22 protein-coding genes are annotated in these 26,047 nt (G+C 41.0%); 9 read left to right on the top strand and 13 right to left on the bottom strand.

What is annotated here, in order from left to right:
• Positions 1-101 precede the first annotated feature (101 nt).
• On the bottom strand, positions 102-1,475 hold the full coding sequence (locus O1D97_RS13385; protein ID WP_269126293.1) for a GGDEF domain-containing protein: 1,374 nt from the start codon (positions 1,473-1,475) through the stop codon (positions 102-104).
• Positions 1,476-1,864: 389 nt separating this feature from the next.
• Entirely contained in the window at positions 1,865-3,511 is a 1,647-nt protein-coding gene (locus O1D97_RS13380) for a methyl-accepting chemotaxis protein (RefSeq protein WP_269126291.1), read from the bottom strand.
• Between the two features lie 319 nt (positions 3,512-3,830).
• Between O1D97_RS13380 and msrA the strand changes: the two genes are divergently transcribed.
• Positions 3,831-4,445 carry a peptide-methionine (S)-S-oxide reductase MsrA gene (msrA, locus tag O1D97_RS13375; RefSeq protein ID WP_269126289.1) on the top strand — a complete coding sequence of 205 codons (615 nt, stop codon included), beginning with the start codon at positions 3,831-3,833 and terminating at the stop codon, positions 4,443-4,445.
• A 20-nt stretch (positions 4,446-4,465) separates the two neighbouring features.
• Here msrA and O1D97_RS13370 read toward each other — a convergent pair whose 3' ends face one another.
• Complete coding sequence (locus O1D97_RS13370; RefSeq protein WP_269126287.1) at positions 4,466-6,934, bottom strand: EAL domain-containing protein; 2,469 nt, start codon at positions 6,932-6,934, stop codon at positions 4,466-4,468.
• Positions 6,935-8,035, bottom strand: a complete 1,101-nt coding sequence (locus tag O1D97_RS13365; RefSeq protein WP_269126285.1) for a substrate-binding domain-containing protein — start codon at positions 8,033-8,035, stop codon at positions 6,935-6,937.
• Positions 8,036-8,118: 83 nt separating this feature from the next.
• Here O1D97_RS13365 and O1D97_RS13360 point away from each other — a divergent pair, with 83 nt between their 5' ends.
• From O1D97_RS13360 to O1D97_RS13350, 3 genes are all read left to right on the top strand, one after another.
• Positions 8,119-9,207: a substrate-binding domain-containing protein gene (locus tag O1D97_RS13360; protein WP_269126284.1), complete on the top strand. Its 1,089-nt coding sequence runs from the start codon at positions 8,119-8,121 to the stop codon at positions 9,205-9,207.
• Between the two features lie 140 nt (positions 9,208-9,347).
• Positions 9,348-9,875 carry a peroxiredoxin gene (locus O1D97_RS13355; RefSeq protein WP_269126282.1) on the top strand — a complete coding sequence of 176 codons (528 nt, stop codon included), beginning with the start codon at positions 9,348-9,350 and terminating at the stop codon, positions 9,873-9,875.
• Between the two features lie 313 nt (positions 9,876-10,188).
• A complete protein-coding gene (locus tag O1D97_RS13350) occupies positions 10,189-10,719 on the top strand; it encodes an alpha-ketoglutarate-dependent dioxygenase AlkB family protein (RefSeq protein WP_330221486.1) in 531 nt (176 codons plus the stop codon).
• 50 nt (positions 10,720-10,769) lie between these two features.
• On the opposite strand, the gene O1D97_RS13345 is transcribed toward O1D97_RS13350, so the two are convergent.
• From O1D97_RS13345 to pdxR, 4 genes are all read right to left on the bottom strand, one after another.
• Positions 10,770-11,363, bottom strand: a complete 594-nt coding sequence (locus O1D97_RS13345) for a hypothetical protein (protein ID WP_269126279.1) — start codon at positions 11,361-11,363, stop codon at positions 10,770-10,772.
• A gap of 296 nt (positions 11,364-11,659) precedes the next feature.
• Positions 11,660-12,751 carry an EF-hand domain-containing protein gene (locus tag O1D97_RS13340; protein ID WP_269126277.1) on the bottom strand — a complete coding sequence of 364 codons (1,092 nt, stop codon included), beginning with the start codon at positions 12,749-12,751 and terminating at the stop codon, positions 11,660-11,662.
• 254 nt (positions 12,752-13,005) lie between these two features.
• Complete coding sequence (locus O1D97_RS13335; RefSeq protein WP_428981127.1) at positions 13,006-13,551, bottom strand: DUF924 family protein; 546 nt, start codon at positions 13,549-13,551, stop codon at positions 13,006-13,008.
• Between the two features lie 37 nt (positions 13,552-13,588).
• Positions 13,589-15,061 carry a MocR-like pyridoxine biosynthesis transcription factor PdxR gene (gene pdxR, locus O1D97_RS13330; RefSeq protein ID WP_269126273.1) on the bottom strand — a complete coding sequence of 491 codons (1,473 nt, stop codon included), beginning with the start codon at positions 15,059-15,061 and terminating at the stop codon, positions 13,589-13,591.
• Positions 15,062-15,191: 130 nt separating this feature from the next.
• On the opposite strand from pdxR, the gene O1D97_RS13325 reads away from it, so the two are divergent.
• Together O1D97_RS13325 and O1D97_RS13320 are read left to right on the top strand one after the other, a co-directional pair.
• The gene (locus O1D97_RS13325; protein WP_269126272.1) at positions 15,192-15,800 is read left to right on the top strand and encodes a GNAT family N-acetyltransferase; all 609 of its coding nucleotides are present in this window, start codon (positions 15,192-15,194) and stop codon (positions 15,798-15,800) included.
• Positions 15,801-15,802: 2 nt separating this feature from the next.
• Complete coding sequence (locus tag O1D97_RS13320; protein ID WP_269126271.1) at positions 15,803-16,417, top strand: FMN-binding negative transcriptional regulator; 615 nt, start codon at positions 15,803-15,805, stop codon at positions 16,415-16,417.
• Between the two features lie 80 nt (positions 16,418-16,497).
• Here the strand turns inward: O1D97_RS13320 and yghU are convergent, their stop codons facing one another.
• Complete coding sequence (gene yghU / locus O1D97_RS13315; RefSeq protein ID WP_269126270.1) at positions 16,498-17,349, bottom strand: glutathione-dependent disulfide-bond oxidoreductase; 852 nt, start codon at positions 17,347-17,349, stop codon at positions 16,498-16,500.
• 179 nt (positions 17,350-17,528) lie between these two features.
• On the opposite strand from yghU, the gene O1D97_RS13310 reads away from it, so the two are divergent.
• Positions 17,529-18,353, top strand: a complete 825-nt coding sequence (locus O1D97_RS13310) for an aminotransferase class III-fold pyridoxal phosphate-dependent enzyme (protein ID WP_269126269.1) — start codon at positions 17,529-17,531, stop codon at positions 18,351-18,353.
• Entirely contained in the window at positions 18,307-18,867 is a 561-nt protein-coding gene (locus O1D97_RS13305) for an aminotransferase class III-fold pyridoxal phosphate-dependent enzyme (RefSeq protein WP_269126268.1), read from the top strand. The genes O1D97_RS13310 and O1D97_RS13305 overlap by 47 nt, the downstream gene beginning before the upstream one ends.
• Positions 18,868-18,975: 108 nt before the next feature.
• Here O1D97_RS13305 and O1D97_RS13300 read toward each other — a convergent pair whose 3' ends face one another.
• On the bottom strand, positions 18,976-20,949 hold the full coding sequence (locus O1D97_RS13300; RefSeq protein WP_269126266.1) for a methyl-accepting chemotaxis protein: 1,974 nt from the start codon (positions 20,947-20,949) through the stop codon (positions 18,976-18,978).
• 466 nt (positions 20,950-21,415) lie between these two features.
• Here O1D97_RS13300 and O1D97_RS13295 point away from each other — a divergent pair, with 466 nt between their 5' ends.
• Positions 21,416-23,065 (top strand): methyl-accepting chemotaxis protein, encoded by a 1,650-nt coding sequence (locus tag O1D97_RS13295; protein ID WP_269126265.1) that lies wholly within the window; start codon positions 21,416-21,418, stop codon positions 23,063-23,065.
• A 40-nt stretch (positions 23,066-23,105) separates the two neighbouring features.
• Here the strand turns inward: O1D97_RS13295 and maiA are convergent, their stop codons facing one another.
• The 3 genes from maiA to O1D97_RS13280 are packed head-to-tail and all read right to left on the bottom strand — an operon-like array spanning position 23,106 to position 25,891.
• Positions 23,106-23,726, bottom strand: coding sequence for a maleylacetoacetate isomerase (gene maiA / locus O1D97_RS13290; protein WP_428981126.1), 621 nt, complete (start codon positions 23,724-23,726; stop codon positions 23,106-23,108).
• Positions 23,727-23,749: 23 nt separating this feature from the next.
• Entirely contained in the window at positions 23,750-24,736 is a 987-nt protein-coding gene (locus O1D97_RS13285; protein ID WP_269126263.1) for a fumarylacetoacetate hydrolase family protein, read from the bottom strand.
• Positions 24,737-24,754: 18 nt separating this feature from the next.
• Positions 24,755-25,891: a homogentisate 1,2-dioxygenase gene (locus tag O1D97_RS13280; protein ID WP_269126260.1), complete on the bottom strand. Its 1,137-nt coding sequence runs from the start codon at positions 25,889-25,891 to the stop codon at positions 24,755-24,757.
• Positions 25,892-26,047: the final 156 nt, after the last annotated feature.

The raw sequence follows: 26,047 nt of genomic DNA, 5'->3' as shown, positions 1-26,047 counted from the left end.
AGCCGTAGATGGGAATCCCTATACAAGACCGTTCTAGGTAGTCAGTTTATGGCCACCTAGAACGGTTTGATTGGTGTTTATGATAGTGTTTGAAACCTTACTTATATCTTGCATGCAGCACTGTAGGGTGAGTTCTGAACCTCACTTGGTTTATAAACCGTGACCCTATTACGGCCACTTTCTTTTGAGGTATACAGGGCTTCATCAGCCGATTGTAATGTACTATCAATACTATTTTTGAAGAGCGAGCAACCTAGGGATATCGACACTTTGCCGTATAACTCCGTATAGCCATCCACCACAGTGGCTGCCACCGATTCTCTTAACTTGTTGGCATAATCTGTTATATTAGACTGTGGTTTTCTGATGGCTAAAACAGCAAATTCTTCTCCTCCTAATCGACAGACAAGATCCTCTTTTTCTATGGACTGACTTAGGGTTTGAGCCACTTGAATTAACACTTGATCACCTACCGCATGGCCTGCGCTGTCGTTTACTTTCTTGAAGTGATCTATATCGATCATTAATACCCATAAATCTGAATCGTCTTCAATACATTGTTGGAGCAATTGTTCAGCGCGCTCCATAAAGCGGCGCCTATTTGGGAGTGTCGTCAGGTAATCGGTAAAAGACGCAGCTATCAAGGCATGTTCAACGGCCCGTCGCTGGAAGTCTACGCGTTCTTGAAATATCGCGCTGGCCACAACTAGGAGAATAATAAACCAACTGATGGCCACAACATAAATACCGAAAGCGCCGATTTGATTAGAATTTACAACGGATAAAATAACCATATACCCAATAATTAGAGGGACTGTATACCCTAGTACAACTTGTACACGGGCTATCCTACCGCCAATATAAGGGGATAGTATGGCCTTAATGCCACCAATATTTGCGGTAATGGAGAGGGCGGTTAAGCAGATAAATACCCCGAATGTGGTAGATAATAACGACATGTCCCCATAAAAAGATTCAAGTCCATAGGCATACCCTGTAATGGATACCATAGGGAAAGACAACGCTAGGAATGCGCACAGTTGCGAAAAGATAAGGTAGCGACTAAAAAAAGACAGATAAGATAGGGTAACTAATAACAACATAAGGGTAGTGTTGAGTCCCATCGTATTGCTTTTATTATCTAGGGTATCTTGCTCTACAACACTGAGAAAAGGCGTAATATGCACCGATAGGTTTGTATCAGAGGACAAATCGATTAACTTACTGATCAGAATAGCCAGTGGAATGAGTACAAAAGTCAGCGGCCATTTACGTGAGTGAGATAAGTAGCTTAGTAAATTGCTAATGGTGAGTAAAATAATTAATGTGGCGGTTAAAGGGTGTGTTGCTGGGCCTCCAGTGATAGGGCGATAAAGGGATTCAATATTAAAGGCATACCCTATAATAGCCAACAAGCTAAGTATAAGAGTGATGATATTGATTGGTTTCCCAAAAGATTGCGCATTATAATTCATATTAGTTAAATCAGAGTTATCTGAGTATCGCTCCTAGAGATGAGTATGGCTGTGTTCATGTGTGCAGCTAAATGAACCTTGAACTAATCTTCTTACAAAGAGATTGTTAGTAGTAATGATGGTGATAATTATACCCAGATCTGCTTTTACATGTTGGGAGATAGGCGCTTTTTTAATAATTTTGTTTATCTTTTACTCTTTTCTTATCTGCGCTAAACCGTCACTTTGAGTTGCTTCCACCTTATGTAACTGAGAGAGCCATATTCGTTGATTAAGGTCAATATAAGATCCATAAAAGCGGAGGCGTAGCTTAGTCGGTAAAAGCTAGCATTAGTTATGTGTATCTGTTCTCTAATGCTAGCGAGTAGTGGGATGTCGTGCTAAGCGCCTTATAATTTGAAATAGCTGACTTGCGCTTTTAGCTCTGCAGACAGGTTTTCCAACGAAGTTGCAGCGGTGGCATTATTTTGTAAAGAGGTATTGGTTTGTTTAGACATGTCGGCAATTTCTTCCATACTATGGCTAATATCGGCAATAGTAGTTACCTGTATGTTGGTTGCATTCACCACTTCTCTAATTTTTGTTAAAGAGTCTTTTGCTTGCGCTTGGATATTATCCAATAGATCATTCGCCTCTTTTGTGAGCGTTAGACCTGTTTCAACTTGGGGTACTGTGGTTTCCATGGCCAGTACGGTGGCTTGAGTATCCTCTTGCACCTTATTAATCATGTCTTCGATCTCCCCTGTTGCCGTGCCTGTTCTTTGGGCAAGTTGACGTACTTCATCGGCAACAACGGCAAAACCACGACCGGTTTCACCCGCACGGGCGGCTTCAATCGCTGCGTTTAGTGCTAATAAGTTGGTTTGATCGGCTATTTCACGAATAACGTTAACTATGTTGCCGATAGCTAAAACTCGTTCTTGAAGAATCGAGACTTGCCCTGCGGATGCCTTTACTGTCTCGGAAATTTTTTCAATCTCTTTGGCTACTTCAATAACGGAGGCACTACCTTGTTCTGATAAATTAAAGGTGAGCGTTGAGTTTTCGTCTGTTTGTTTCACGATTTCTGCAATGGAATTAATACTTTCGTCCATTTGAGTCAGACTATGAGAGGCATTAATCGTGATTTCAGTTTGTTTTTCAGAGGCCGACAGAGCCTTTTGTGAACCCATGCAGACCATCATGGCTTTTTCAGACAGCTCCATGGAGGCATTGGTAATCCCTGTGACGGTTTGTTTTAATTTTCCCTGCATAAGTGCGACGGACGACATCATGCTATCTTGATAATGACTATCGATACTTCCAGATAAATCACCCCTTGCAATATGGGCGACAACATCACTTGCGGCTTGAGGTTCGCCACCGAGTGATTTCTTTAAGTTGTGGCTGATTAAATAAGCGACGGCCGTACTAATGATGACCGCAATGGCGGTTAGAGACATCATCCATAATTGGAAGCTGCTAGCGACAGCACGAGCCTTAGGCGTTGCTATTTGATTCTCAGCTTCTTCATAGTCAATAAACTCATTAATGACTTCTAGCCATTCAGCGATGGCAGGGCTTACGTCGTTTAGCAAGATGTCAGTGGCTTTCTCAATGTCATTACTTTTTTTATATTGAATCACTTGGGTAATAAGAGGGAGAGAAGCGGCTTCCACTTCCTTGATCGCATCAAAAATAGCGATCTCAGTGGAAGACATTTCCATATTGTCGGATAGGGACAGTGTCATCTGTTTGGCGGATTTTTGATAAGAAGCATCTAAATTATTGATTAAATTAACTAATTCATCTACTTCATCAGAGCTACGAGCAAGTACGACGTCTCGAATAGCGATTCCTCGGTCATGGACACTGCCTCTAAAATCAATAGCATAACGTTGTTTAACGGAGTTTACGTCTGTTATCTCGGTGAGCGTCTCGTTAATAAAATTCATCCTGTGTACACTGATTACAGTCAGAATGAGCATCATTAAGAGGGCAATGCCAAACCCTAAGGTGAGTTTCATGCTAACGGTAAGAGGCTGCTTGGGTGTCATAGGGTATTCCTTAAACGTGAGCATATTGATTATGTCGTGGTAATGTTAAATTTGTCTGTTTGTTGTGGAGATCGATCTGTTTTACATCATGAACAAACATTCAATATAGATATTTTATATTAGCGAGTATTTCTGAAAATACTACCCTTAACCTAATTGTTTGTTCAAACAGTATTGGTAGCTTGGAACTATTGGTTAGCCACGATGTCTTTATAACAGATGTTGTCATTGAGTTGGTTAGACATCCTCTTTATGTCTCAAGGATGCGGATTAAATAATCAGTCGCGTTTTTTAATCGGCTTAGATAAGGTGAAACGATATGAAAATACACAATGTACTCGGCGGTATTTTAGGTGCTGCTCTTCTTGCTCATTCTGCTGTGGCGAATGCGGAAACGCAGACCATGATCGTGGCTGGCGGTTGCTTTTGGTGTGTTGAGTCAGACTTTGAAGCGGTTGAAGGTGTTCTTAAGGTAGAATCAGGCTATACAGGAGGACATACAAAGAATCCTAGCTATCGACAAGTATCCTCCAAAACAACGGGTCATTTTGAAGCCGCTAAAATTACTTTTGATGATGAGTTGGTCTCTTTGGCTGAGTTGTCAGCGTATTTCTGGAAAACCATTGATCCAACGGATGCGACAGGTCAGTTTTGTGACAAAGGCAGCCCGTACTATACGGCGATGTTTTATCAAGATGATGTGCAAAAGGCTGTTTTTGAAGCATCACTAGCTGATGTAGAACACACTAAACCTTTTGACGAAGAGATTGTCACTCCTCTTATTAAAGCATCTGATTTCTATTTGGCTGAAGACTACCATCAAGATTATTACCAAAAAAATCCTATTCGCTATCGGTACTATCGCTCTAGCTGTGGTCGTGATAGTCAGATAGAAAAATTATGGGGAGACGTCGCAAGTAGTCACTATCACTAACAGGACGACGTTTTTTCTTATCAAGAGGTTTTATATTTGAGTTTTTGATTCGCAACCAAATTATAAAGCTCTATTGCTGGAACCGGTTTGGCATACAAGTAGCCTTGTGCGAGTGTGCCTCCGATATGTTTTAGCTTTATCGCTTGTTGCTCGGTTTCTATCCCCTCAATAATAAATTCTAGATTCAACTGATCAACAAGAGATTTGATACTACGGACGATATTGAGATCCCTCGATGAATTCTCAATGTTATCGATAAAGCTATGGTCGAGTTTAATAATATCCGCTGGGATTTTTTGTAGTGAGGCAAATGAAGAATGCCCAACCCCAAAATCATCAATAGCAATACGGTAGCCGCAGGCTCTTAATGCTTCTATGGTTTCAATATTCCCTTCATAGCCGAGTACCATTTCACGTTCTGTAATCTCAATAATAATTTGCTTAGCTAACTCGGTATGTCCACCAAGCGCTAGACGTAATTCATTTTGTAAGTTGGGTTCTTGAAACTTCTTACCGGAAAAATTTACTGAAAAGAGTAAATCTCCAATTGGTTTCAGCTCTTCTTTCCAGCGAAGAATATCTCCAACAACATGCTCAAAAACCCATTTATCAACAGCGGAGGCCAAACCATTTTTTTCCGCTAGAGGTAAAAATGAGTCTGGAAATATCAGACCTTTGGTGGGATGACTCCATCGTACAAGTGCTTCAGCACCGACAATGATGCCGGTTTGTATATCTACAATAGGCTGATAAAAGACCACCAATTCATTCTCTTTAATCGCATGATGTAGGTCATTATTCAGTAGGATAACTTCGTCTGCGGCGAGCGTCATTGAGCTGTTGTAGTCTACGGTGCAGTCTCGGCCATTACGCTTGGCTTGGTACATTGCTGTATCAGCGTTTCTTATTAAGGTTTCTGCATCTTGGCCATGTTGGGGGAAGTGACATAAGCCAATACTAGCAGACACTAGTGTCGTATGTTCTTGAATTTTATAGGGGCGTCTTAGCTCCGCATTGATTTTCTCTGCCAGTTCGTAGCTTTTTTCTGTTGAATGGATGTTATTCAGAATAATCATAAATTCATCCCCACCCATTCGAGATACTATGCCATAGTGAGACACGATATTAGTTAATGAGTGCGCCACATTTTTGAGCAGTTCGTCTCCTGTCGAATGACCTAATGAGTCATTAATAATTTTAAATTGATCCACATCTAGATACAGTACTGTAAATACGCGTTTTGAACGGTCGTGCTCTGTAATCGTCTCTCGTAATATTGTAGTGCCTAATAATCGGTTAATTAATCCTGTTAAAGGATCATGATGAGCGAGAAAGTTAAACTTCTGTCGCTCATCATTTAGCTCTGTATAGGTGGTTTGTAGTCTTGAGGCCATACGATTGAAAGCAGTTTCAATTTTTTTCCATTCACCTGCTTTACCTAAATAAAGCCGTTCGTAGAACTCATTTGATTCCATGTTATGTAAGCCTATACTGAGCTTTCTTAGAGGCTGGTGAATGTGAGTACTGACCATTTTTAACGTTAATAGCAGGCCGGTTATTAGTACGGTAATGCCAACAAGTGCGATTAATACTCTTGTATTGCTGATGTCTTGTTTCAGTCTCATTTTCAGTAATAAAGCACTTTGCTGAACGTTTTGTTCTGTATTTTCAACAAACTCTAACAAATTATTCTGAGAATCTGTTAGCGCTGTAATGATTGACCATCTCTGGTCTAAATTTGCTTTCATTTGTCTTAGTGAGGCGTTGTAGCGCTTAATATGATGTTCAAGTAAGTTTTTCTGAGTTTGAATTTGCGGAGTAAAGACTGGAATATTATTGAGGTGTAATAAAAACACGCCGAGTTCTTTTTGAATTTCTAACAGGACGACTTTTTCCGTCTCTGGAGTGATACGGCTTCGAATGGTTCCTACTAATTTACCGATCTCTAAATAGGATTCTCGCATCATAGTTAAGGTGCCCAAACCGTTCTTTTTTTGGGCTTTGTTCATTAGCAACCGATCGAGTTTCGCACTGGCTAAATGAAAATCTAATAAATCCAACTCTTGATTAAGGCTACTATCAGCTTCATTAATGCTTTTAAGTATACGATTTAATGAAAGAGAACCGCCTAGAAAACGATGAAATGCGCCAATAAATGCGTCCATTTTTTCGGTCAGTGCATCATTATTAGAAAGATCTCTCAGTTGTTGTAACTGCTGATCTATGTAAAAACCTTCCTCAGAAAGCGCTGTTTCACTGTACAAAAAAGCTTGCTCTAACAGCTGTACTCTTGATGATAACTCAAAAACTTGACGACTGACCGTCGAGTTTACCGTTAATACGGAAATATGCTCGGTTGATTCAGATTGCAAAATGGCTTCGACATTACTTAACGAGCGGACTACAACGCCGAAGCCAACGCCAATAATTGTGACAATAAAACAAACCGTTAAAACAAGGCGAAGAGCGACAGATGGGGATTTCATCATTTACTCTCTCGCCCAGATGTTGAGATAAGCGTCACGGTAGCCATTATCTGGGTCATAAACTTGTTTGTTTTCTAATAATTCGGCCACATTTTCTTTTATTACCAAATGGACAGGAGAAGAATAACCGCTTGGAGGAACATTTTGAAAAGCCCGATTGAACTCATCAACAATTTGCCAGCCTTGCAATAATAATGGTTCAGAGACGGTTGCCGCTTGGAAATAGCCTTTACTAATGCGTAAGTAAGCGGCTTGACTACCATCCCCAGCGGAAATGCTGGTGGGCAATACATCCCGTTTATCTAAGTACTTTTCAAGTGAAGGTATGGCGTAGTCTATGTATAAATCATTAATCGTGAGTATGTGAGTTATTACTTCTTTTTCATTGAGTAATGAGTTCATCAGACTCGGCATTTCGTCAGCTGTTTGAGAGAGAGGAAGATTGATCAGACTTACCACTTTGCAGCCTTCGCACTGATCAATAACTTTAAACATGGTATCGGATTTTAGTAATGCAATACTGTAATTTGGGTCTGTTAGAATAGCGACCCTCGCTTCACCATTAGATTGAAGTATAGCGAGTAGGGCAGCTACTTCGGCCACTTTTGAAGAGTCTGTCGTGATATTTGTGAATAGTTCTAGATCTTGCTCTTTACCAACCGTATCAACAGAATGCCAGCCAATAACGGGAATGCTTAATCTTTTAGCCATTTTTAATGTGTCTTGATGACGAGACGCGTCTATGCCACCTAAAACAATACCATCAGGTTGATAGCTAATGGCTTTTTTTAGAAGTGCACCTTGGAGTACTTCTGAACCACGAGCATCGGCAAAGTATAAGCTCCAATCAGTATGTGTAATGGCCTCAGATACCCCCTGAGCAAGATAGTGTACTCCATCATTTCGTAGATCTGATGCAATAAAGACAAGGTGTTTTTGTTTCGCAAGGGAAGGCCCTGTTGTAGGACCGTCCCAATAATCTAAGCTACTTATTGCTTTTTCCACTGTTGCTTTTGCGGACTCGAGAAAAGTGTTGCCATTTGCAAAACTTAATGTGGCATAGCAAAGTATGTAGATTGAAATGAAAACGTGATTTTTCGACATATAGGTCGCTTTAAGTTGGGAAAATAGTTGGCTTATCGACTAGTATTGTTGCTAATAGTATAGTTATACGCTGTGAGAAAGTTATGATTTTACAAAAAAATACTAATTTTTTACCGAGACTATTTTTATTTGTAAGTGTCTTCTTCTCTGCTGTCGTTATGGCTAGTGAACGGGATAAGTTCGTAAATGAAGGTAATATATCAAGAAAATTTCAAAAAACGGTGAGTTCAATTAGCACTCCCGTTGCTTTTTCTCTTAATCGTACTATCCATATTGCTTTAATTTATCCAAGTGCGGATATTTCAGATTTTTGGGTGAAAAGCTATCAGGCTATGGTTAGCAGGTTAGAAGAACTGCACATTCCCTATGTAATAGATGAGTTCTCTACTCGACAAATTGAGCATGCTTTGCAATCACGGTATGTGAAACAGGTGATTAACTCAGAGGAAGACTATGATTTTGTTATTTTTGGGCCGTCAGAATTAACCATTCAAGCTGAAAATATTCAAGCCTTATCCGCCGAGAACCGTTTTAAAACCTTTATTTGGGCATTTCATACCCCTAACCCAAGTTGGGAATCGAAACCCGATGCATGGTTCGACTTTTCCAGTAGTTTAGGGGCTATTGCTCTGTGTGAGTTTGTCATTGAGGAGTTGGGAAAAGGCATTGCTTTTGCGATGAATCGAGGTATTCCAGGCATCACAGATAATCAACGGTCTCAGGATTTTTCTGATTGTGTCGAAAGCAAAGGTTATTGGGTCAAAATGTACGAGCATTTTGGGCAGTACCAAAAGCTAGGAGGAATCGATGGTGCTCATTTAATAGAGAAAAACTTCCCAGAAGTCACTTTATTGCATAATGCGAATACAGCGATGACCATGGGTGCTATCGAGGCACTAACTGACCCTCAAACATTAATGGTAACGGGCTGGGGAGGAACGGAAAAAGAAATAGAGCAAATAAAAGCTGATACACTGTATGCAACTCCGATGAGGATGAACGATGATCTAGGCGTAGCAACAGCTGAAGCGATTAAGTACTACTTAGAAGGGAGAGAGTCGGAAGTGCCTGATATTTATCTTGGTCGAATTACTATAGTGAATCGTACTATGTTGGATGAAGAGATAGATGACCTGTCGAGAGAGGCCTTTCGCTATTCAGGGAAAGATTAATAGGGATACATGGGTTAAAGTTAGCGGTAATTAAGTAATGTCTGATGTTCCGATTGAAAAATAGCTCAGTCATACCAAAGTATGTGTAAGTAGCTATTTATTAAGTCACAAAATCACTGATTAAAAGGAAAGAAACTATTATGTCAAATACAGTACCTAGTGTTGTTTTTAAAACGCGAGTTCGTAATGAAGAATTGGGCGGCCCCAACCCATTTGAATGGAAGGACGTCTCTAGTGATGATCTGTTCAAAGGTAAAAATGTCGTCGTCTTTTCTTTGCCTGGTGCTTTCACCCCAACGTGTTCTACATCTCATTTACCGCGTTTTGAAGAACTTTACAGTGAGTTCACCGCTCAAGGTATCGATGCGGTCATTTGTATTTCTGTTAACGATGCCTTTGTTATGTATCAATGGGGTAAAAGCCAGAATGCACAGAATGTATTCCTGCTTCCGGATGGTAATGGTGACTTTACTCGTCAAATGGGCATGTTGGTTAAGAAAGACAACTTAGGTTTTGGAATGCGTAGTTGGCGTTATGCTATGCATGTTGAAAACGGCAACATTGTAAAAATGTTCTCAGAAGCGGGTTATCAAGACAATGCGCCTGCTGATCCATTTGAAGTATCTGATGCGGATACTATGTTGAACTACTTAAAATCACGTGCTTAAGATTTGAACGTAGGGTAGACAAAACAGATGGTATGTCCATAAGCTACCATCTGTTTTCTACTATTGGGAATGAAGACAAAGAATCGACTATTTTATCAACAGCCTGTCTGTTCGAAAAAAATGTGGATAAAAACAGAGATATCACCAGACTTATGCGCATATTCTTAGCCATTCAAGCTGTTTTTGAGCAGGCTAATACGTAAAGTCACTTTTCTAACCTTAGCCGCTGATTATGAATCTATTTAGAGAACCTGTAGAAAATCCTGAAAACCTTTTAAGCGATGGCAGTATAGTTAAGTACTATGGTGCCCTAATGTCATTAGACGACGCGGATTACTATTTTAAATGCTTACTTAACAATATTGACTGGAAGCATGATGAAGCGATTATTCTTGGCAAGCACTTGATTACAAAACGTAAAGTCGCTTTATATGCAGATAGGGCGTTTACCTACACCTATTCTAATATCACTAAGCAAGCTTTGCCTTGGACAAAAGAGTTATTAGCCATAAAAGCCATTGTAGAAGCGAGGTTAGGCGAAACGTTTAATACTTGTTTATTGAATTTATACCATGATGGTAGTGAAGGGATGGCCTGGCACAGTGATGGCGAAAGAGATCTGCAAAAGCACGGTGTTATTGCGTCGGTTAGTCTTGGTGCTGAGCGGAAATTTTCCTTTAAAAATAAAATAACAAGCGACACTGTCTCGTTACTTTTAGAGCATGGGAGCTTATTAATTATGGCGGGTACGACGCAAGACTGTTGGCAACACAGGCTGCCGCCAACAACAAAGGTCCATGAGCCAAGAGTCAATTTAACCTTTAGAAATATTGTAAGCGAGTGACTGCCTATAAAACCCCTTTCATTTTTAATCGGCAAATTAAGGTGTATTCATTAAGGTCTAAATGTCATCAACAAGATGTCTTTTATTTTTACATCGGCTTTCACATCGGCCGTTGCAAAGTCAGGTTTAGTCACATCTTGTAGGAATGGATGCCGCTCACGTAATTTCTTAATAGCTTGAGGATCATCGGCTAATAATACAGCCACATAAGAAAAGGCATCGTAGTAACTAAACGCTTTTTCTTGTAAGACATTTAGATACTCGTCGACACACTCATCACCGAATACTTGTCTAAGCGCAACGACGGCTCCATAAATCGCCGCCCCTTCGCATAATACGGTTGTCTTACGTTCATTGTTACCTTGATAACCAAGAGGGTATAGACCATGGCAGAGTTCATGCATCACATCCGCCAATAGTAGCACCTCGTTTGTTAAGCTTTTCTGTGGCATTTGGATCTTATATGAAAAGGGCTTACTTTCATCCTCAAACAAAGTAACAGGGGTTTGAGTATGTTCATTGAGTTCGAATCCAATAAACTCCGCTTCAGTGACCGGCTTGCCGAATAAAAACTCAACCGCTGGTAACCAAGATGTACGTATTTTCTCAAGTTTAGTGATAGTAACGGATTGAGATACTGACATAAGCTGTCCTATATACGAGTTTTGAAAATACTGGCTACTATAAAGGCTGTGTTTGAAATGTCTATATAAGAGCTTAAAGAAATCTGTCCCTATCTCTGCGAGTGAGCTTTATTGGTTTACTAGTCTCACTCTGGAACCCATACGATGTGTTGTGACTTTATTTTCTATGTGTATAGACATGGTTGATCTTTTTTATTTAATAAAATCAAAGCGTCAGTAGAAAAACTGAAATAACAAGCCCTGAGTTGCTAGGTAGCGAGTATCAGGGCTTTATCTCTCTAGCCTAAAGTGGCGATTTAAATAATAAGATCCACATGCTGCATACTGTCAACGGATCCGTCTGACTTAAGATACAAACCTGTTTCTTGTATTATGCCTGCTCGCTCTCCATTTGAGTTGAATAGGCTAAACTGTGTATCTTGAGAGGCCAGTAAAAAGGCTTCGATACCGACCTCTTTTAAAGAGATCACGTTTTCATTTCCCGCCTCATCTCGCTGAGTTAAGACAAGCTTTTCAAAGATGCTATCGTCTTTATCAATGACACCATCCTGATTTTCATCGTATTGGGCTAAATCGGTAAAACCACTACCAGACTGCGGACCAAAGAGCTCCCCTCCATCATCAATACGGCCATTCCCGTTCTTATCTATAGCGAGGAAAGCCGAGTCGCCACTGGCGTAATGTACGTTATCCATTTCTCCATCATTATTGATATCAAACTGCACTTTATTTTGACTAAGTTGAGCCATATTGCCGTTTAAATTAATGGTAAGTGGGTCGACCTGCTTGCCTGAGATGATCATTTCACCATAGAAGGATTCTTCTCTTGCGCGCGCCATATCTAAAGAAAATTCAATATCAAACCGACGTCCATCCTTAAGTACGATTTCGCCATTAGCTTGAAAACGGGTTGTCTCGGTCTCTTTTATCTGATGGAATCGTTGACTCACCTGTTCCAGAGGCTGTCCATTTATATCCATTCGTTCTTCTGTATTTTCTACGTTAGCAATACGCTCAGGATTATTAGGAGGAGGGTGATCACTTTCTGAGCGTACACTTTTATAGAGAGAAAAAGAGACACCGAACATCATTTCAAGCAGTTTTTTGGTTTTCATTAGCTCGGGGTCTTGATTTAGGTCGTCAAATTCTTGAGTTGATGTATTACTTGTGGATTCTAGTGTTCGTTCTTGGGATACAGAACTACTTTCTGAAAATTGCTGTAAGCTCTGCTGATAGACCAAACGAATACTGTCATTAGGGTTACCTGATGAAGCTGATTGCGTTTGATTATTGTCGGTCTCAGCTTGTGGCCGCCAAACCGTTCGCTGAGTGACTATCTCAGACCTTTGATAAGATCGCTGAGAGGCCATGTTTAGATTTAAGTCCATCGTTATCTCTCCTTCTTGCCATTATCTAAGTACGTACTCCTGACCTATTAATCAACGTACTACGCCATCTTAGTTATCGAACTAATTAGTAAGATGTTTAATGGTAAAAAGATCTAAGAAAGCGTTTTTTTAGAGATGTTTTTTTAACCCGCTGAAATAAAAGAAAAATATGATGCTTCGTTATTATCTTGATATACCGTGTTCACTAGCACACCATGGAATGAAGGCCGAGCTAGTGGGATGCTATTATTCGCTTAAAAAGAAGACTCTGGCTGCTCTAAAAAGATGATTTCAGCCTTAGTAGATAGGCGCCCTAAAATGGCATTTCTGTGGGGGTAGCGCCCAAATTTTTTAATAATCTCTCGATGCTTTTGTTCAAACTCTATATTGGACTGAAGGCCATTTTGGGCAAATAATATTGCGGCTACATCATGCACTACTAATGATTCACTATGCATAAATGGCATATATAGAAAATTTCTTTCTATGTCTGTGAGTCGCTTATCTTCCCCTAATGCGATGGCTTCTTGAGCTAAGGCTAAAGCTAATGCATCTGAGGCAAAAGACGCTGGAGTACCGCGAAATATATTGCGCGAGAATTGATCTAAAATAATGATTTCAGCGAGTCGTCCTTTAGCGGATTGACGCCATTTAAATAGCTCACAGCGGTTCGCAGATTCATGCAACTTAAGAAATCGGTGTTTAATTAAACTGTCGAGTTCGGTGTCTTTTTTCCACCATTGGGCTGGTGTGAGCTCATTAAACCAAAAAGATAAAATGGTATTGGGTGTCATGGTCATTCTCCTCGAACATATAAATCAAAGCTAACAGTAAATCCTAATAACCTCTTGATTGAACCTCTTTAAGCAAAGTGAATAAAGAGTGTAAACCTGCCGTTAATGCATCAGAGCTCAAACCCGCGTAACCTAATCTCACATAACGGTTCTCATCTTTTGTAGGGTCTAGATGAAAATGATGTTCGGCTGCGAGGTAAATATCGTTTTCATGGCAGACTTGTTCTAACTCATGCGCGTGGGATTTTATGTCTAACCAGAGCGACATGCCCCCTGCTGGTAAATCATAGTCTAATGCTATTCCTTGTGCTTTATACATGTTTAATAGTTGGATTAAGTGATCTCGGCGTTGGTGATACCGCTTTGACATCCGGCGAAGATGACGTTCAAACCCACCGTCTTGCATCCAGCGACCAATCGCATCCTGCATTAATACATTGGGTTTATGATTCATGACACTTCGATAACGCATAATGGCAGGAACAAGGGCTTTATCTACGGCAATAAATCCGATTCTTCCTCCTGGAAACATAATTTTAGAGAAAGTAGATAAATAGATCACCAAGCCTAGTGGATCTTCGGCTGCCAATGGAATGAGGGGCTGACAGTCGTAGTGGAATTCATGGTCATAGTCGTCTTCAAGAATCGCCACATTGTATTTAGTGGCTAACTGATAAATAGCCATGCGTTCGTGAATCGGTAAGGTCACAGTAGTGGGATATTGATGCAAAGGGGTGAGATACAGCAACTTTATATCAGTGGTCGAAAATACCTTTTCAAGCTGCTTAATATCAATGCCATTATCGTGTTGTTGTATCGGGACAAGGTCCGCTCCCGTCGTTTTAAAAGCATTCCAAGCGGGTTGATAGCCTAATGATTCCACTGCCACCTTATCCCCTGATTTGAGTAGCAGGCGAGCAATAAGATAGATGGCTTCTTGAGAGCCATTGACGGCAATAATTTCTTTATCTGTAATGGATCGAACGCGTCTTAAATAAGTTTTAACTTGATGAATAAAATTGTTATTCCCAGCGTTGTTGCCATAGTTAAGGTCATCAAAATTAGGACGACTCAAGCTTTCGTTCATGTAAGATTTAAAGTCTTTAAAAGGGAATAAAGACACATCTGGCGAGCCTCCTGCAAAATTATAGCGATACTTATGCGCGGGTTTATCTAGACTACTCTCACTAATGTCTGTGTTGATGTCCCAGTTGAATGCCTTTTCTACCAAAGGGTGGTATGAAAGTGAGTGATTACTTTCTTCTATTGGTAATGATTGCGCAACGCGATATCCTTTTCTCTCTATAGACTCAACCCAGCCTTGAGCAATAAGCTCTTGATAAGCGGCCATAATGGTGTGTCTATTGGTTCCAAGTTGTTCAGCCAATTTGCGAGCTGAGGGTAGAGGTTCGTTTGCTGTCAGTTTGCCTGTTTGTATCGCATGACGTAAGCCGTATGCAATTCGTAAAAATACGGGCTTAAGTTGCTTGTCTAATAGCAGGGTTAAGGTTTTCATTGATTCTGGTCTATCTTCTAAATTAAAACTGGTTGTTTTATTTATACCAGTTTTGATGACAATGGTCTTAATGAATTTGTTACAAAGCGTTAAATAAGACGTTTACATAGTACTCAAAGGAGCGATTAAAATGTTAGCCAATTTACCTGAATTTAACCCTCAACCAGTTACTCTATGCTCAGATAAAGTCACTTTAAGGCCACTGGCCTTAGAAGATACAGTAAGCTTTTATGAAGCGGGAAATGACCCACAGTTATGGGAGTGGGTGATACCGAATCAGTGTGAATCCTTAACCACCACTCGTCAGTGGATTGAGTCCTCTCTTGAGTCTCTGAAGCAAGGTGAGCATATTCCCTTTGTTATTATTGATAATTCGTCCAATCGGATTATAGGGTCGACGCGTTATTGTTCTATTGTGTCGGCAGATCGAGGTATTGAAATTGGTTTCACCTTTATTGCGGCCGATTTCCAGCGGAGCTATGTAAATACCCATGCTAAATTCTTGTTATTACAACATGCCTTTGAACAGCTAGGTGCTATTCGAGTGCAATTGAAAACCCATGAAAATAATCAACGCTCAAGGAAGGCGATTGCTCGTATTGGCGGTGTGTTTGAAGGCATAGTTCGCCATCAAAGAATTCAAAGTGATGGCTCTATCCGAAATACCGCCTTATTTAGCATCACGCATCTAGAGTGGCCGCAAGTAAAGGCGACTCTAGAAAAAGCCATGAAGAGGTAGTTATGTACATTCCCAGTAAATTTCAAGTTACGGATCTAGAGGAAGTTCATCGCTTTATTGAGAGGTATGGTTTTGGGATAATTTTGAGTGATTCATTAGAAGGTACTCATTTACCCTTTATTCTAGAGAAAAACGAAGGTGAATTTGGCACCTTATATTGTCATTTTGCACGGGCGAATCCCCATTGGCAGATCTTAGCAGAGAAAATGACTCTGGTGGTGTTTCATGGTCCTCATGCTTATATTTCTCCGACCTGGTACCAAGGTAAACCGAACGTACCCACATGGAACTATACGGCTGTACATGTGTATGGAAGGTTGAGTGTTTTAGCTGAAGCGGATGTGGTTGGTGTGATGGAAAAAACCGTTAAAAAATACGAACCGGAAGTATGGAGTGATCAAGCGGTGATGCCTGAGGAATATCGAGAAAAGTTACAAAAAGCCATTGTCGCCTGTAAGATCACTTTAACGAAGGTAGAGGCGCAATATAAACTTGGTCAACATAGAAAGACAGAAGATCAGCAAGGCGTGACTGATGCATTAAGCCGCCTAAGCGACATAGATTCAATCGCTTTATATGGATTTATGCAGCAACAACAGATCGGATTGGGAAAATGAATACCTGTAAAAAGCTCGAAACAGCAGCCACCTTTTATAACGGTTAGTAACTGTTTCGAGCTTGCTATTGACTCAATAACCTACTTCACAATCGCATCGATATCTGATGCGTCGTGGCGTTCTGCTAGGTGCTCACCTTCCCCCCAGACACGGTTAACAACAAGGCCGCGCTGTACGGCAGGGCGTTGTTGAATTTGCTTCGCCCAACGCTGTATATGAGTGTACTCTTCAACTTGCAGGAATTCCGCTGCGCTATATAACTTACCTAACACCAAATTACCGTACCAAGGCCAAATTGCGATATCGGCAATAGAATATTCATCACCTGCCATATAGGTATTGTTAGCAAGGTGTTTGTCTAGTACATCCAACTGACGTTTTGTTTCCATAGTAAAACGGTCGATCGGATACTCCAGTTTCACGGGAGCATAGGCATAGAAATGACCGAAACCACCACCTAAGTATGGAGCGGAGCCCATTTGCCAAAAAAGCCAAGATCGACATTCTGTTTTTCCAAGATGATCTTTTGGAACAAGGGCGTCAAATTTCTCCGCCAGATATTGCAGAATGGCACCGGATTCAAATACACGTGTTGCCGGTGTGGTTGAATGGTCCATGAGAGCGGGGATTTTGGAGTTAGGATTCGCGGCGACAAAACCTGAAGAGAATTGATCACCTTCGTTTATTTTAATTAAAAACGCATCGTATTCGGCTTCAGATAGGCCCATAGCCAGTAGCTCTTCAAGCATAATCGCTACTTTTTGGCCATTTGGTGTCGCGAGTGAATACAGTTGTAATGGGTGCTTGCCGATAGGTAGTTCTTTGTCGTGAGTGGATCCTGAAATTGGGCGGTTAATACTGGCCCATTCGCCACCGTTTTTGGCATCCCAATGCCAGACTTTTGGTGGTTGGTAATTTGTATCAGTGCTCATGCTCTCTCCTAAAATGCTAATAAAAAGGGTGGTGGATTCGTTCAAGTGAATCCTGACTTACCTCATATGTGTAGCTAATTTGTAGCAAAAAAAGGCATCATAGGTATTATTCGCCTCGAAAATCATCATGTTCCCTATTTGCTTCACAATCCCCTACCTAGAAATTAAAGACTAAATTAATGAATAATCAAGATAAAACTGTATCGAATCAATTGCTTAAATCTGCTCACTCTCATATGCCTATGGGGGTCGCGGACAGTTACCGCTATTGGGGCGAAGAGAAAACTGTATTTGTAAAAAGTACTCAAGGCTGCACAATCACCGATTGTGACGATCAAGAGTTTGTTGATTTTCGATTGGCTTATGGACCTATTATTTTGGGTTATAGAGATCATAGAGTGGACCGAGAGGTCATTAAAACGATCACTGAATGCGGCACTATTTCGGGTTTTTCTACAGCACTCGATTCTGAAGTGGTGTCTTTGATAAAAGATCTGTGCCCACAAATTGAAAAAGTACGCTTTGCTAATTCTGGCACTGAAGCGGTATTAGGTGCAGTAAGAACAGCTAGAGGCTATACCGGCCGCAATAAAATCGTGGTTGTCGAAGGGGGGTTCCATGGTCTTTACGATGAAATGATGTGGAAGTCGGATGTTGATAATTGGGATAATGAGCAACAAGACGCACCTGAAATAGCAGCCTTTGGTATTGGTATTCCAGAAAGCAGTCGTGAGCATTTAGAAACGGTACCATTAAATGATTTGAATGCTCTGCAGCAGGTTTTTGAGCGTGTCGGTGATGATATTGCGGCCGTCGTGATAGAACCGATAATGGGCAACTGTGGCAGCATAGCCGCGACACAGAATTATATTCAAGCGCTAAGAGAGGTTTGTGATCAAAACAACACGCTGCTGATTATGGATGAAGTGAAAACGGGGTTTCGCGTAGCAAAAGGGGGTGCAAGAGCTGTATGGTGTGTATGCCGATTTAACCACTTTCGCTAAAGCCATGGGCAATGGGTATCCTGTGGCGGCGTTTGGCGGAAAAGCGTCTATCATGGACAAAATTCGTTTTGGTAAAGACGGTGTAACCCATGGCGGTACCTATACAGCGAATATGATTGCGTTAAGTGCAGCCAAAGCAACGTTAACATTGCTTCGTGATACCAATGCCTTAGAAACAGTGAATGGAGTAGGCAGAGCCATTCAAGAGCGTTTAAGTCGAGTATTTAGTCACCATGGTATTGCTCATAAATTTGCTGGACCAGACGCGATGTTTGGCATTCACTTTGGAGAGCACGTACCGCAAAACTATCGTGATTGGAAGCAAACCGATTCAGCTCTGTATACTGAATTCGCGTTTAATCTGATCAATAAAGGCATTATGTTAGAGCCTGATTCTCGTGAGCCTTGGTTTATTTGTGAAGCACATCAAACGGTGGATTTAGACTGGCTGGAGTCCATAGCTATGTTAGCGATGGCAGAAGCCTTGGATACGGTGGAACTACAACAGAAATAAACGTATCACTTTAAGCCGTTACATTAGATCATACATGACGCCACTTTATTTGCAGATTAGGTGAATGCAGTGGCGGTGTTGTTTTTAGTGATTCCACTTTTGCGACTCTTATTGCTTTTGGATGCCCAGTGTCATGGTGATATTGTTAATATTGATGCGGATTTTCTTTGACGCAGACGCGATAAACACCGCTGATTCGTCGGCCTTGTTACGAATGCTTTCAATGGAGTGATTTAAGTCGGTCATCTCTTGTTTCTGTTGGGCGGCATAGCCAGTTGCTTTTTGCGTTAATACGGAGGACTTTGATGCTTGTTCTAGAACTTGTCCCGCCGATTTTCCGAGCTCATTGGTTAATTCATATTGATTTTTAGTGGAATACTCGATGGACTCCAAATGAGCTTTAAGGGCGTCTTCAGCGTTATTTAACCCACTGAAAATTGTGGTGATTTCTTCTAAAGAACCTTGTGTTTTTTTAGATAATGACCGGACTTCATCGGCAACTACCGCAAACCCACGACCATATTCACCGGCTCTTGCGGCTTCAATTGCTGCATTTAGTGCGAGTAAATTCGTCTGCTCGGCAATGCTACGAATACTGTCGACTATGGTAAAAGCATTGCTGACAGAGTGGCTTAACTGGATCAAGGCGTCTTTACTTTGATTAAGCGTCGCGACGGTTTGATTGTTTGCCAGATTTAAGTCTTTAGTTTGTTCTACGCTGGTCTCCATAGAAGCACTAATGTCCCCCGCGTAGGTGGCAACCTCTTTTGCTCTTACCTCGGCTTTATGAGCCAGAACGTCGACTTTATTGGCTAAGTCTAAGGTTTCCGCTAAGGCATCATTAGATGCAGTGCTTAATCCATTTATTTGTTCAAATGCGGCTAAGGTATCGTTAAGAGAAGAGGATATATCCGCGAGCTCTGTATCTCTTTGCTGTTTTTGTTTTTCAACAAAATCTAAATATTGGTTGAGGTGTCTGGCAATGTCGGCAAGTTCATTTTTTTTATTACCAATGTGGATATGAGATGCACTTTGGTTTTGTGCCAATTCTAAAACGGCTTGTAATAGCTGTTTAGCGCCTTTTACAACGATATTGTGTTGGAAGAGATGAGTGATGAAGGTAACGATAAACATCAGTAAAACAACGGCGGCAAAACCAATTCCTATGGTTTTTTCCGTCGCTTCTGCACTGCGTTGAAGGGCGTGAGTTCCGCGTTCAAGCTCTTGTTCTAAATCAGCTACTCTTACTCTAATTTGACCCTGTGCTTGTAAGACTTGCGACATCATGGATTGGGTTGATTTTACATCTTTTAAATAGCGTCCGACCCAGGACTTTAGCTCGCTTTGGATATCGTCAATAGGATCTTCTACGGTGGTTTCTTCAGCGGTTGCCCATCCCATTAAAGAAGAAAGGTCATCGTCGTTACTGGTATTTTTTTCAATCGTCCTGCTAATTTTAGGTAACTTACTTAATGCGGCAATTGAGCTCTGTAACGTGCTAATGATATTCGTCAGTTGCTCCAGATTATGTTGATCGGCCATATCTAGGTATTGTCCACTGACGACTTTTAACGCGAATATTTGTTGGTACATATTGGTGATGAGTTGATAGTAAGCTTGTAATGTCTCTGAGCTTAAGGTGCTACTTTGTGAACTGACCATCTCTTGTAAGGTTTCTATTTCCGCGACAATTTGGGCCTCATTGTTATGAATAAGTGCATTGGGTGTCGCTGAAAGCTTACCGGCAGCACGTACATCTGTTGCTAGGCTTTGTTGGATAATGACAAGCTTTTCATTAATTGGATTAGCGAGATGATCGGGAAGCTTAGCAAGTTTGGGTTGAATCGTGTCATCGATGTAAGTAATGGCATTCTGTAAGGTATTACTGTCACCGGAAAATAAATACGCTTCTATTTGATCTTTTAATCCTACGCTGGAGGATGACCAAACCTCGTTGTAATAGTAGTTTTCTTGGAAGGTATTACGGAACTTAGTGATGCCCCACAACATCATTCCAGCTAACACAAGAGCGATTGCAATATAGGCTAGTGTGGTAAGTCTGGTGACACTTGAAATAGTCATGGGGGAGTCCTTAAAAAAACAGTACGATCAAATAGTTAATGACCTTTAGAGCAACAATATATAAAACAAATAAGACAGTTTGGTTACAGTCAACTCGAAGCGATCGGAAAAAGAATGCGAATGTTTTATTTAATGTCATTTGAGTGAGTAGCTGAAAGTGTTTTGAAAAGTAACACACAGTAATTTGGCAGGAGTGTACGAAAATGTCGGACAGTATGTAATAAAAAGGAACTTTTTTATATGCAGCCCTTCTTGATGTGGCTATCTCATTAGAGCAGCGTTAAATGTTAATTAACGTTAATAGGACTTTATTCTGTCATCCCTAATACGTTAAATTGTATAAATGGCATCATAAAATCAACTATTATTAATGAGAACAGTACCTAAATGGTTTTTATTAAATTGAAAGTGTGTTTTTAAATATAAATCACATCGGTGCTTCATGTTTCTCATTAAGGATAAACAAATGAAATTTTCAAGCTTTAGGTCCGTCTCCATTAATACTCGCTTAACTGGTTTATTAACCTGTGTATTTCTAAGCATGTTGATCATTTTATCTTTAGCCCTTAAGTCAAATAAAGAGGGTATGCAAGAGGAGCGATTTTTAAAAACACAGAATGTTGTTGAAGTCGCCTATGATGTTGTAACGCATTTTTATGATTTGTCTCAGTCAGGTGAACTGACGACAGAAGTTGCTCAAGATCTAGCGAAAAGTACACTTCAAAATATGCGTTATAGTGGCGATGAATATTACTTCCTTCAGGATTATTCTGCTTCGATTATAATGCATCCAATTTCGCCTTCTCTCATTGGTAAAGATTTAACCAAAACAACAGATGCAAACGGCAAAAGGATCTTTGCAGATATTGTAAGTGTTGCAAAAAAAGAAGGTGAAGGTTTTATTGAATACGTTTGGCCTAAACCAGGTAGCGAAACACCAGTTGCAAAAGTGGCCTATGTTAAAGGGTTTGATGGTTGGGGCTGGATTGTAGGTTCTGGAGTGTACTTAGATGATTTAGATGCACACTTCTACGAAGCGGCTAAGTTCTTTGTGAGTGTTTGTATTCTCTTATTAATGAGTGCACTTATCTTATCTTACTTTGTATTACGGTCTATTGTAGTGCCATTAACTCAGATTCAGGAGACCATGAGAGGCATAGCGGATGGTGAAGGTGATTTAACCATCCAGTTATCAGAAGCAGGTAATGATCGGATTACCTCAATAGCTCGTGCTTATAATCGTTTTACCCAAAGGCTTTCTACGACATTGTCCCATGCCACTAGTTTATTTATCGAAGTGGATAAAAAAAGTGCCGACTTAAGAGAAAGTGCGGATGTATCATTGGGTGTGGTTGAAGAAAGAGCAAAAGCATTTGAAAGTATCAGCGAAATTATTATGAGAATAAAAGAGATTGAGGCGGATGTTAAATCACACTCTTCAGCGTCACTGGCACTAGCGAATGAAGCAAAAGAAAAAGCCCAAGATAGTCAAGCATCTATTGAGCGTACCATGGCGTCAACCCAGGAGTTATCAAAAGAGCTAGAGGTCAGTGTTCAATCTGTTGTGCAATTGGAAAGTGAATCTCAAAATATTGGTGCTGTGCTAGATGTCATTAGCGGTATTGCCGAACAGACTAATTTGTTGGCGTTAAATGCGGCCATTGAGGCGGCTCGAGCAGGAGAACATGGTCGTGGTTTTGCGGTCGTTGCTGATGAGGTTCGAGGGTTGGCTAGCCGAACGCAATCGTCTACAGAAGAGATTCAAGCTATGATTAGCAAGCTTCAAAAGGGAGCTAGTGAAGCGGAGTCTCGAATTACCTCTGGTCATGAAAAATTCAAATCGGCATCAGAGGAAATATCTGAAACCGCAGAGGCGCTATATAGCATCATCAATTCAGTTAATGATATATCTAAAGCGGGTGAGTTGATTTCGGAATCGGTTGCATCACAAGGTCGATCAGTCGAAGAGTTAGATGCCATGAATGAGAAAGTAGCTTCTTTGTCTTTAGTTGCAGCACAGCAAACTCAGTCAAATGTTCGCCATTGCGAAGACTTAGTCGTATTAGCTGATCAGGCTCGAGAGGTCATTTCTACCTTTAAACTCAACGAAAAATAGACGCCAATTTGTTGCGTTTTATGGGGCCTATATATGCGAGTTACCCATTGGAAGGACTCGCGTTGGAGAAGGCGGCTAAGGATAAACAGTTTGCTTCAATTCTGACTAATGTTGGATAAGGTGATAAGTCAAAATTAAAACGTCGAGCGTTGAATAGTTGTGGAACTAGGCAGATATCCGCCAAGGTAGGTTGCTCTCCACAGCAGAACGGTGTGCGGACGGTAGAGAGTTTACCCTCTAAGGCGTCGAACCCCTTTGTTAACCAATGGAAATACCAGTTCATTTTTTCTGATTCAGAATGTGCGAGATCATTTGTAAGGTACTTGAGTACTCTAAGGTTATTTAATGGATGAATATCACAGGCAATATCTAAGGCAATCGATCGACACAGCGCCTTTTCTAAGGGCGAGCTGGGCAGTACTGGAGACTCTGGAAAGGCATCATCTAGGTATTCTATGATCGCTAGAGATTGCGCCAACACGTGATGATCGATCACAAGCGTTGGCACTAACCCTGAAGCGTTTACGGACTTATAGCTGTCGTCATTCTGTTCATCTTCCAGTAAAGAAACGGGAATAGATTGATAATCGAGGCCTTTCAGATTCAGAGCAATTCTTACTCGATAAGCCGCGGTTGAGCGAATGTAGTCGTAAAGCTTCATGATTCTTCCTATTGATGTTTGGGTTACTTTTTCGCGTAAGGCACAACGGTTTGCTCTATCTTTCCAAAAATGGAAGTTCCATTGGTATCAAACATTTCAATAGCTACTCTGTCTCCATAGGTCATAAAGGGAGTGGAGGCAGCGCCATTTTCAATGATTTCCAACATACGCTTTTCAGCCAAGCAACAGGAGCCTTTACTGCGATCTACATTGGATACAGTACCGGAACCAATGATGGTGCCTGCGGATACATGACGACTGCGGGCAACATGAGCAACCAGCTGATGAAAGTTAAATGTCATATCAACGCCAGCATCAGGAGCACCAAAGGTTTCATCATTAAGATGCACGGTTAAAGGTAGGTGAACCTTGCCGTCTTTCCAGTTGTCTGTTAATTCATCTGGTGTGATGGCGACAGGGGAGAACGCGGAGGCAGGTTTAGATTGGAAGAACCCAAAGCCTTTCGCCAGTTCTGCAGGGATAAGGTTTCTCAACGAGACATCATTGACCAACATCATTAATTTAATATGAGATGAGGCTTCTTCAGGTGTTGTTCCCATAGGCATGTCATCTGTAATCACCGCAATTTCGGCTTCAAAATCGCATCCCCAGCTAGGATCCGCCAGTTCAATGTCATCTTTAGGTCCAATGAAACCATCTGACATGCCTTGATACATCAATGGGTCTGTCCAAAACGTTTCTGGCATCGTGGCGTTACGGGCTTTTCGTACAAGTTCTACATGATTGACATAAGCACTGCCATCAACCCATTGATAGGCTCTTGGTAGAGGCGATGCACAATCAGCCGGATCGAAAGCAAAGTGGTTGTCTAGATTTTTTTCATTCAGTGCTTGGTAACGGGCTTCCAGTTGAGGCGCAAGGGAATCCCAGTTATCTAACGCCGTTTGCAATGTCGGAGCGATGTCCGTGGCATCTACGGCAAAGCTAAGGTCGCGTGACACTATAATAAGTTTTCCGTCGCGACCGTGTTTTAATGAGGCAAGTTTCATTAGTGTATCTCCAATTCGTTAGGCTTTAGCAGGTGTTTTCCAAGAATAAACATAATCTTGGTTTTCGACAGAGCAGGCGGTGTCTGTCATAGTCAAAGGTTGGCGCGTATCAATCATGACAGCCACTTCATCGGTTTCTTTTAATGCATGCTTCTTACCCGCTTGCATGGCTTTTGGATGAGGTCCATGGGGGAAGCCGCAAGGATGCAAGGTCATCATGCCTTCTTCGATATTATCTCGGCTGAAGAAATTGCCTTTATGATAAAAAAGCACTTCATCGTAATCGTCATTATTATGATAAAACGGCACTTTCAGTGCACCAGGATCGGATTCAATTGGGCGTGGTACAAAAGTGCAGATGACAAAATCTTTGGCGACAAAGGTAGTGTGCGCAGAAGGGGCTAAATGGTAGCGATGACTCATTAAGGGCCTAATATCTCGCCAATTCAGGCGAAAAACGGTGAGGTTGCCTTTCCAGCCAACGGCATCCAATGGGTTAAAAGGGTAGGTCACCTTGTTTAATTCATCGTGCCTTTTGATATGTACTTTCCATTCGGTTGTGCTGCTACGCTGAGCATCGAATGTGTCGTCTAATGTAGGGTATTCTAAAACACCGGGATCAAATATAGCGTGATCGCCGACCATGCCTCTTTCAGCACTCATGTAGGAGCTATTAGTTGCTTCTATCATCAACATGATAACCGACGTATCGGTTTCAATTCGCCAGCTGGTGGATCTTGGTAATACTAGGTAATCCCCTTCACTAAAAGTAATGTGTCCATAATCACAGAAAAGAGCGCCTTCTCCGCGATGAATAAATAAGCAATCGTCACCGTCAGCGTTGCGAACAAGGTGCGTCATGTTTTTATTGGTTTTCCAAATACGCACGCGGACATTGGCGTTTTTTAGTAAGCAAGGTGCTTGTAGAGGGCAGTTTTCATCCGCTGCAACTAAATTAGTGTCAAAGGCATGAGGTCGAAGTTTACCTTCCCATTCACTCCATCCGGTAGGCGCATGAGCGTGATACATGTGAGTAGCGGGACCAAAAAAACCTTCTTTACCGATTTCCCTTTCATAGGTGTTTTCAGGTAAGTCACAATGTGCCTGTTTAGAAATTCTCCCTTCTTTTAAGGGAAACGAAAACCACTTCTTCATACTCAGCGCCTCTGATGTAATAAGTCGTTGTTAAAAGATTAATTTGTTTCATATGTAACTATATTTTATTAGTTATAGTTTTTTGCAGGCATTAAATCAAGAAAATATTTCAATTTTTATGTTTAAATCTATAGTTTTCTTTTTTGTTTTGTTTCA

The organism is Marinomonas phaeophyticola, assembly GCF_026966905.1.
Classification (GTDB): Bacteria; Pseudomonadota; Gammaproteobacteria; order Pseudomonadales; family Marinomonadaceae; genus Marinomonas; species Marinomonas phaeophyticola.
This window is presented reverse-complemented; position numbering and strand designations above follow the sequence as displayed.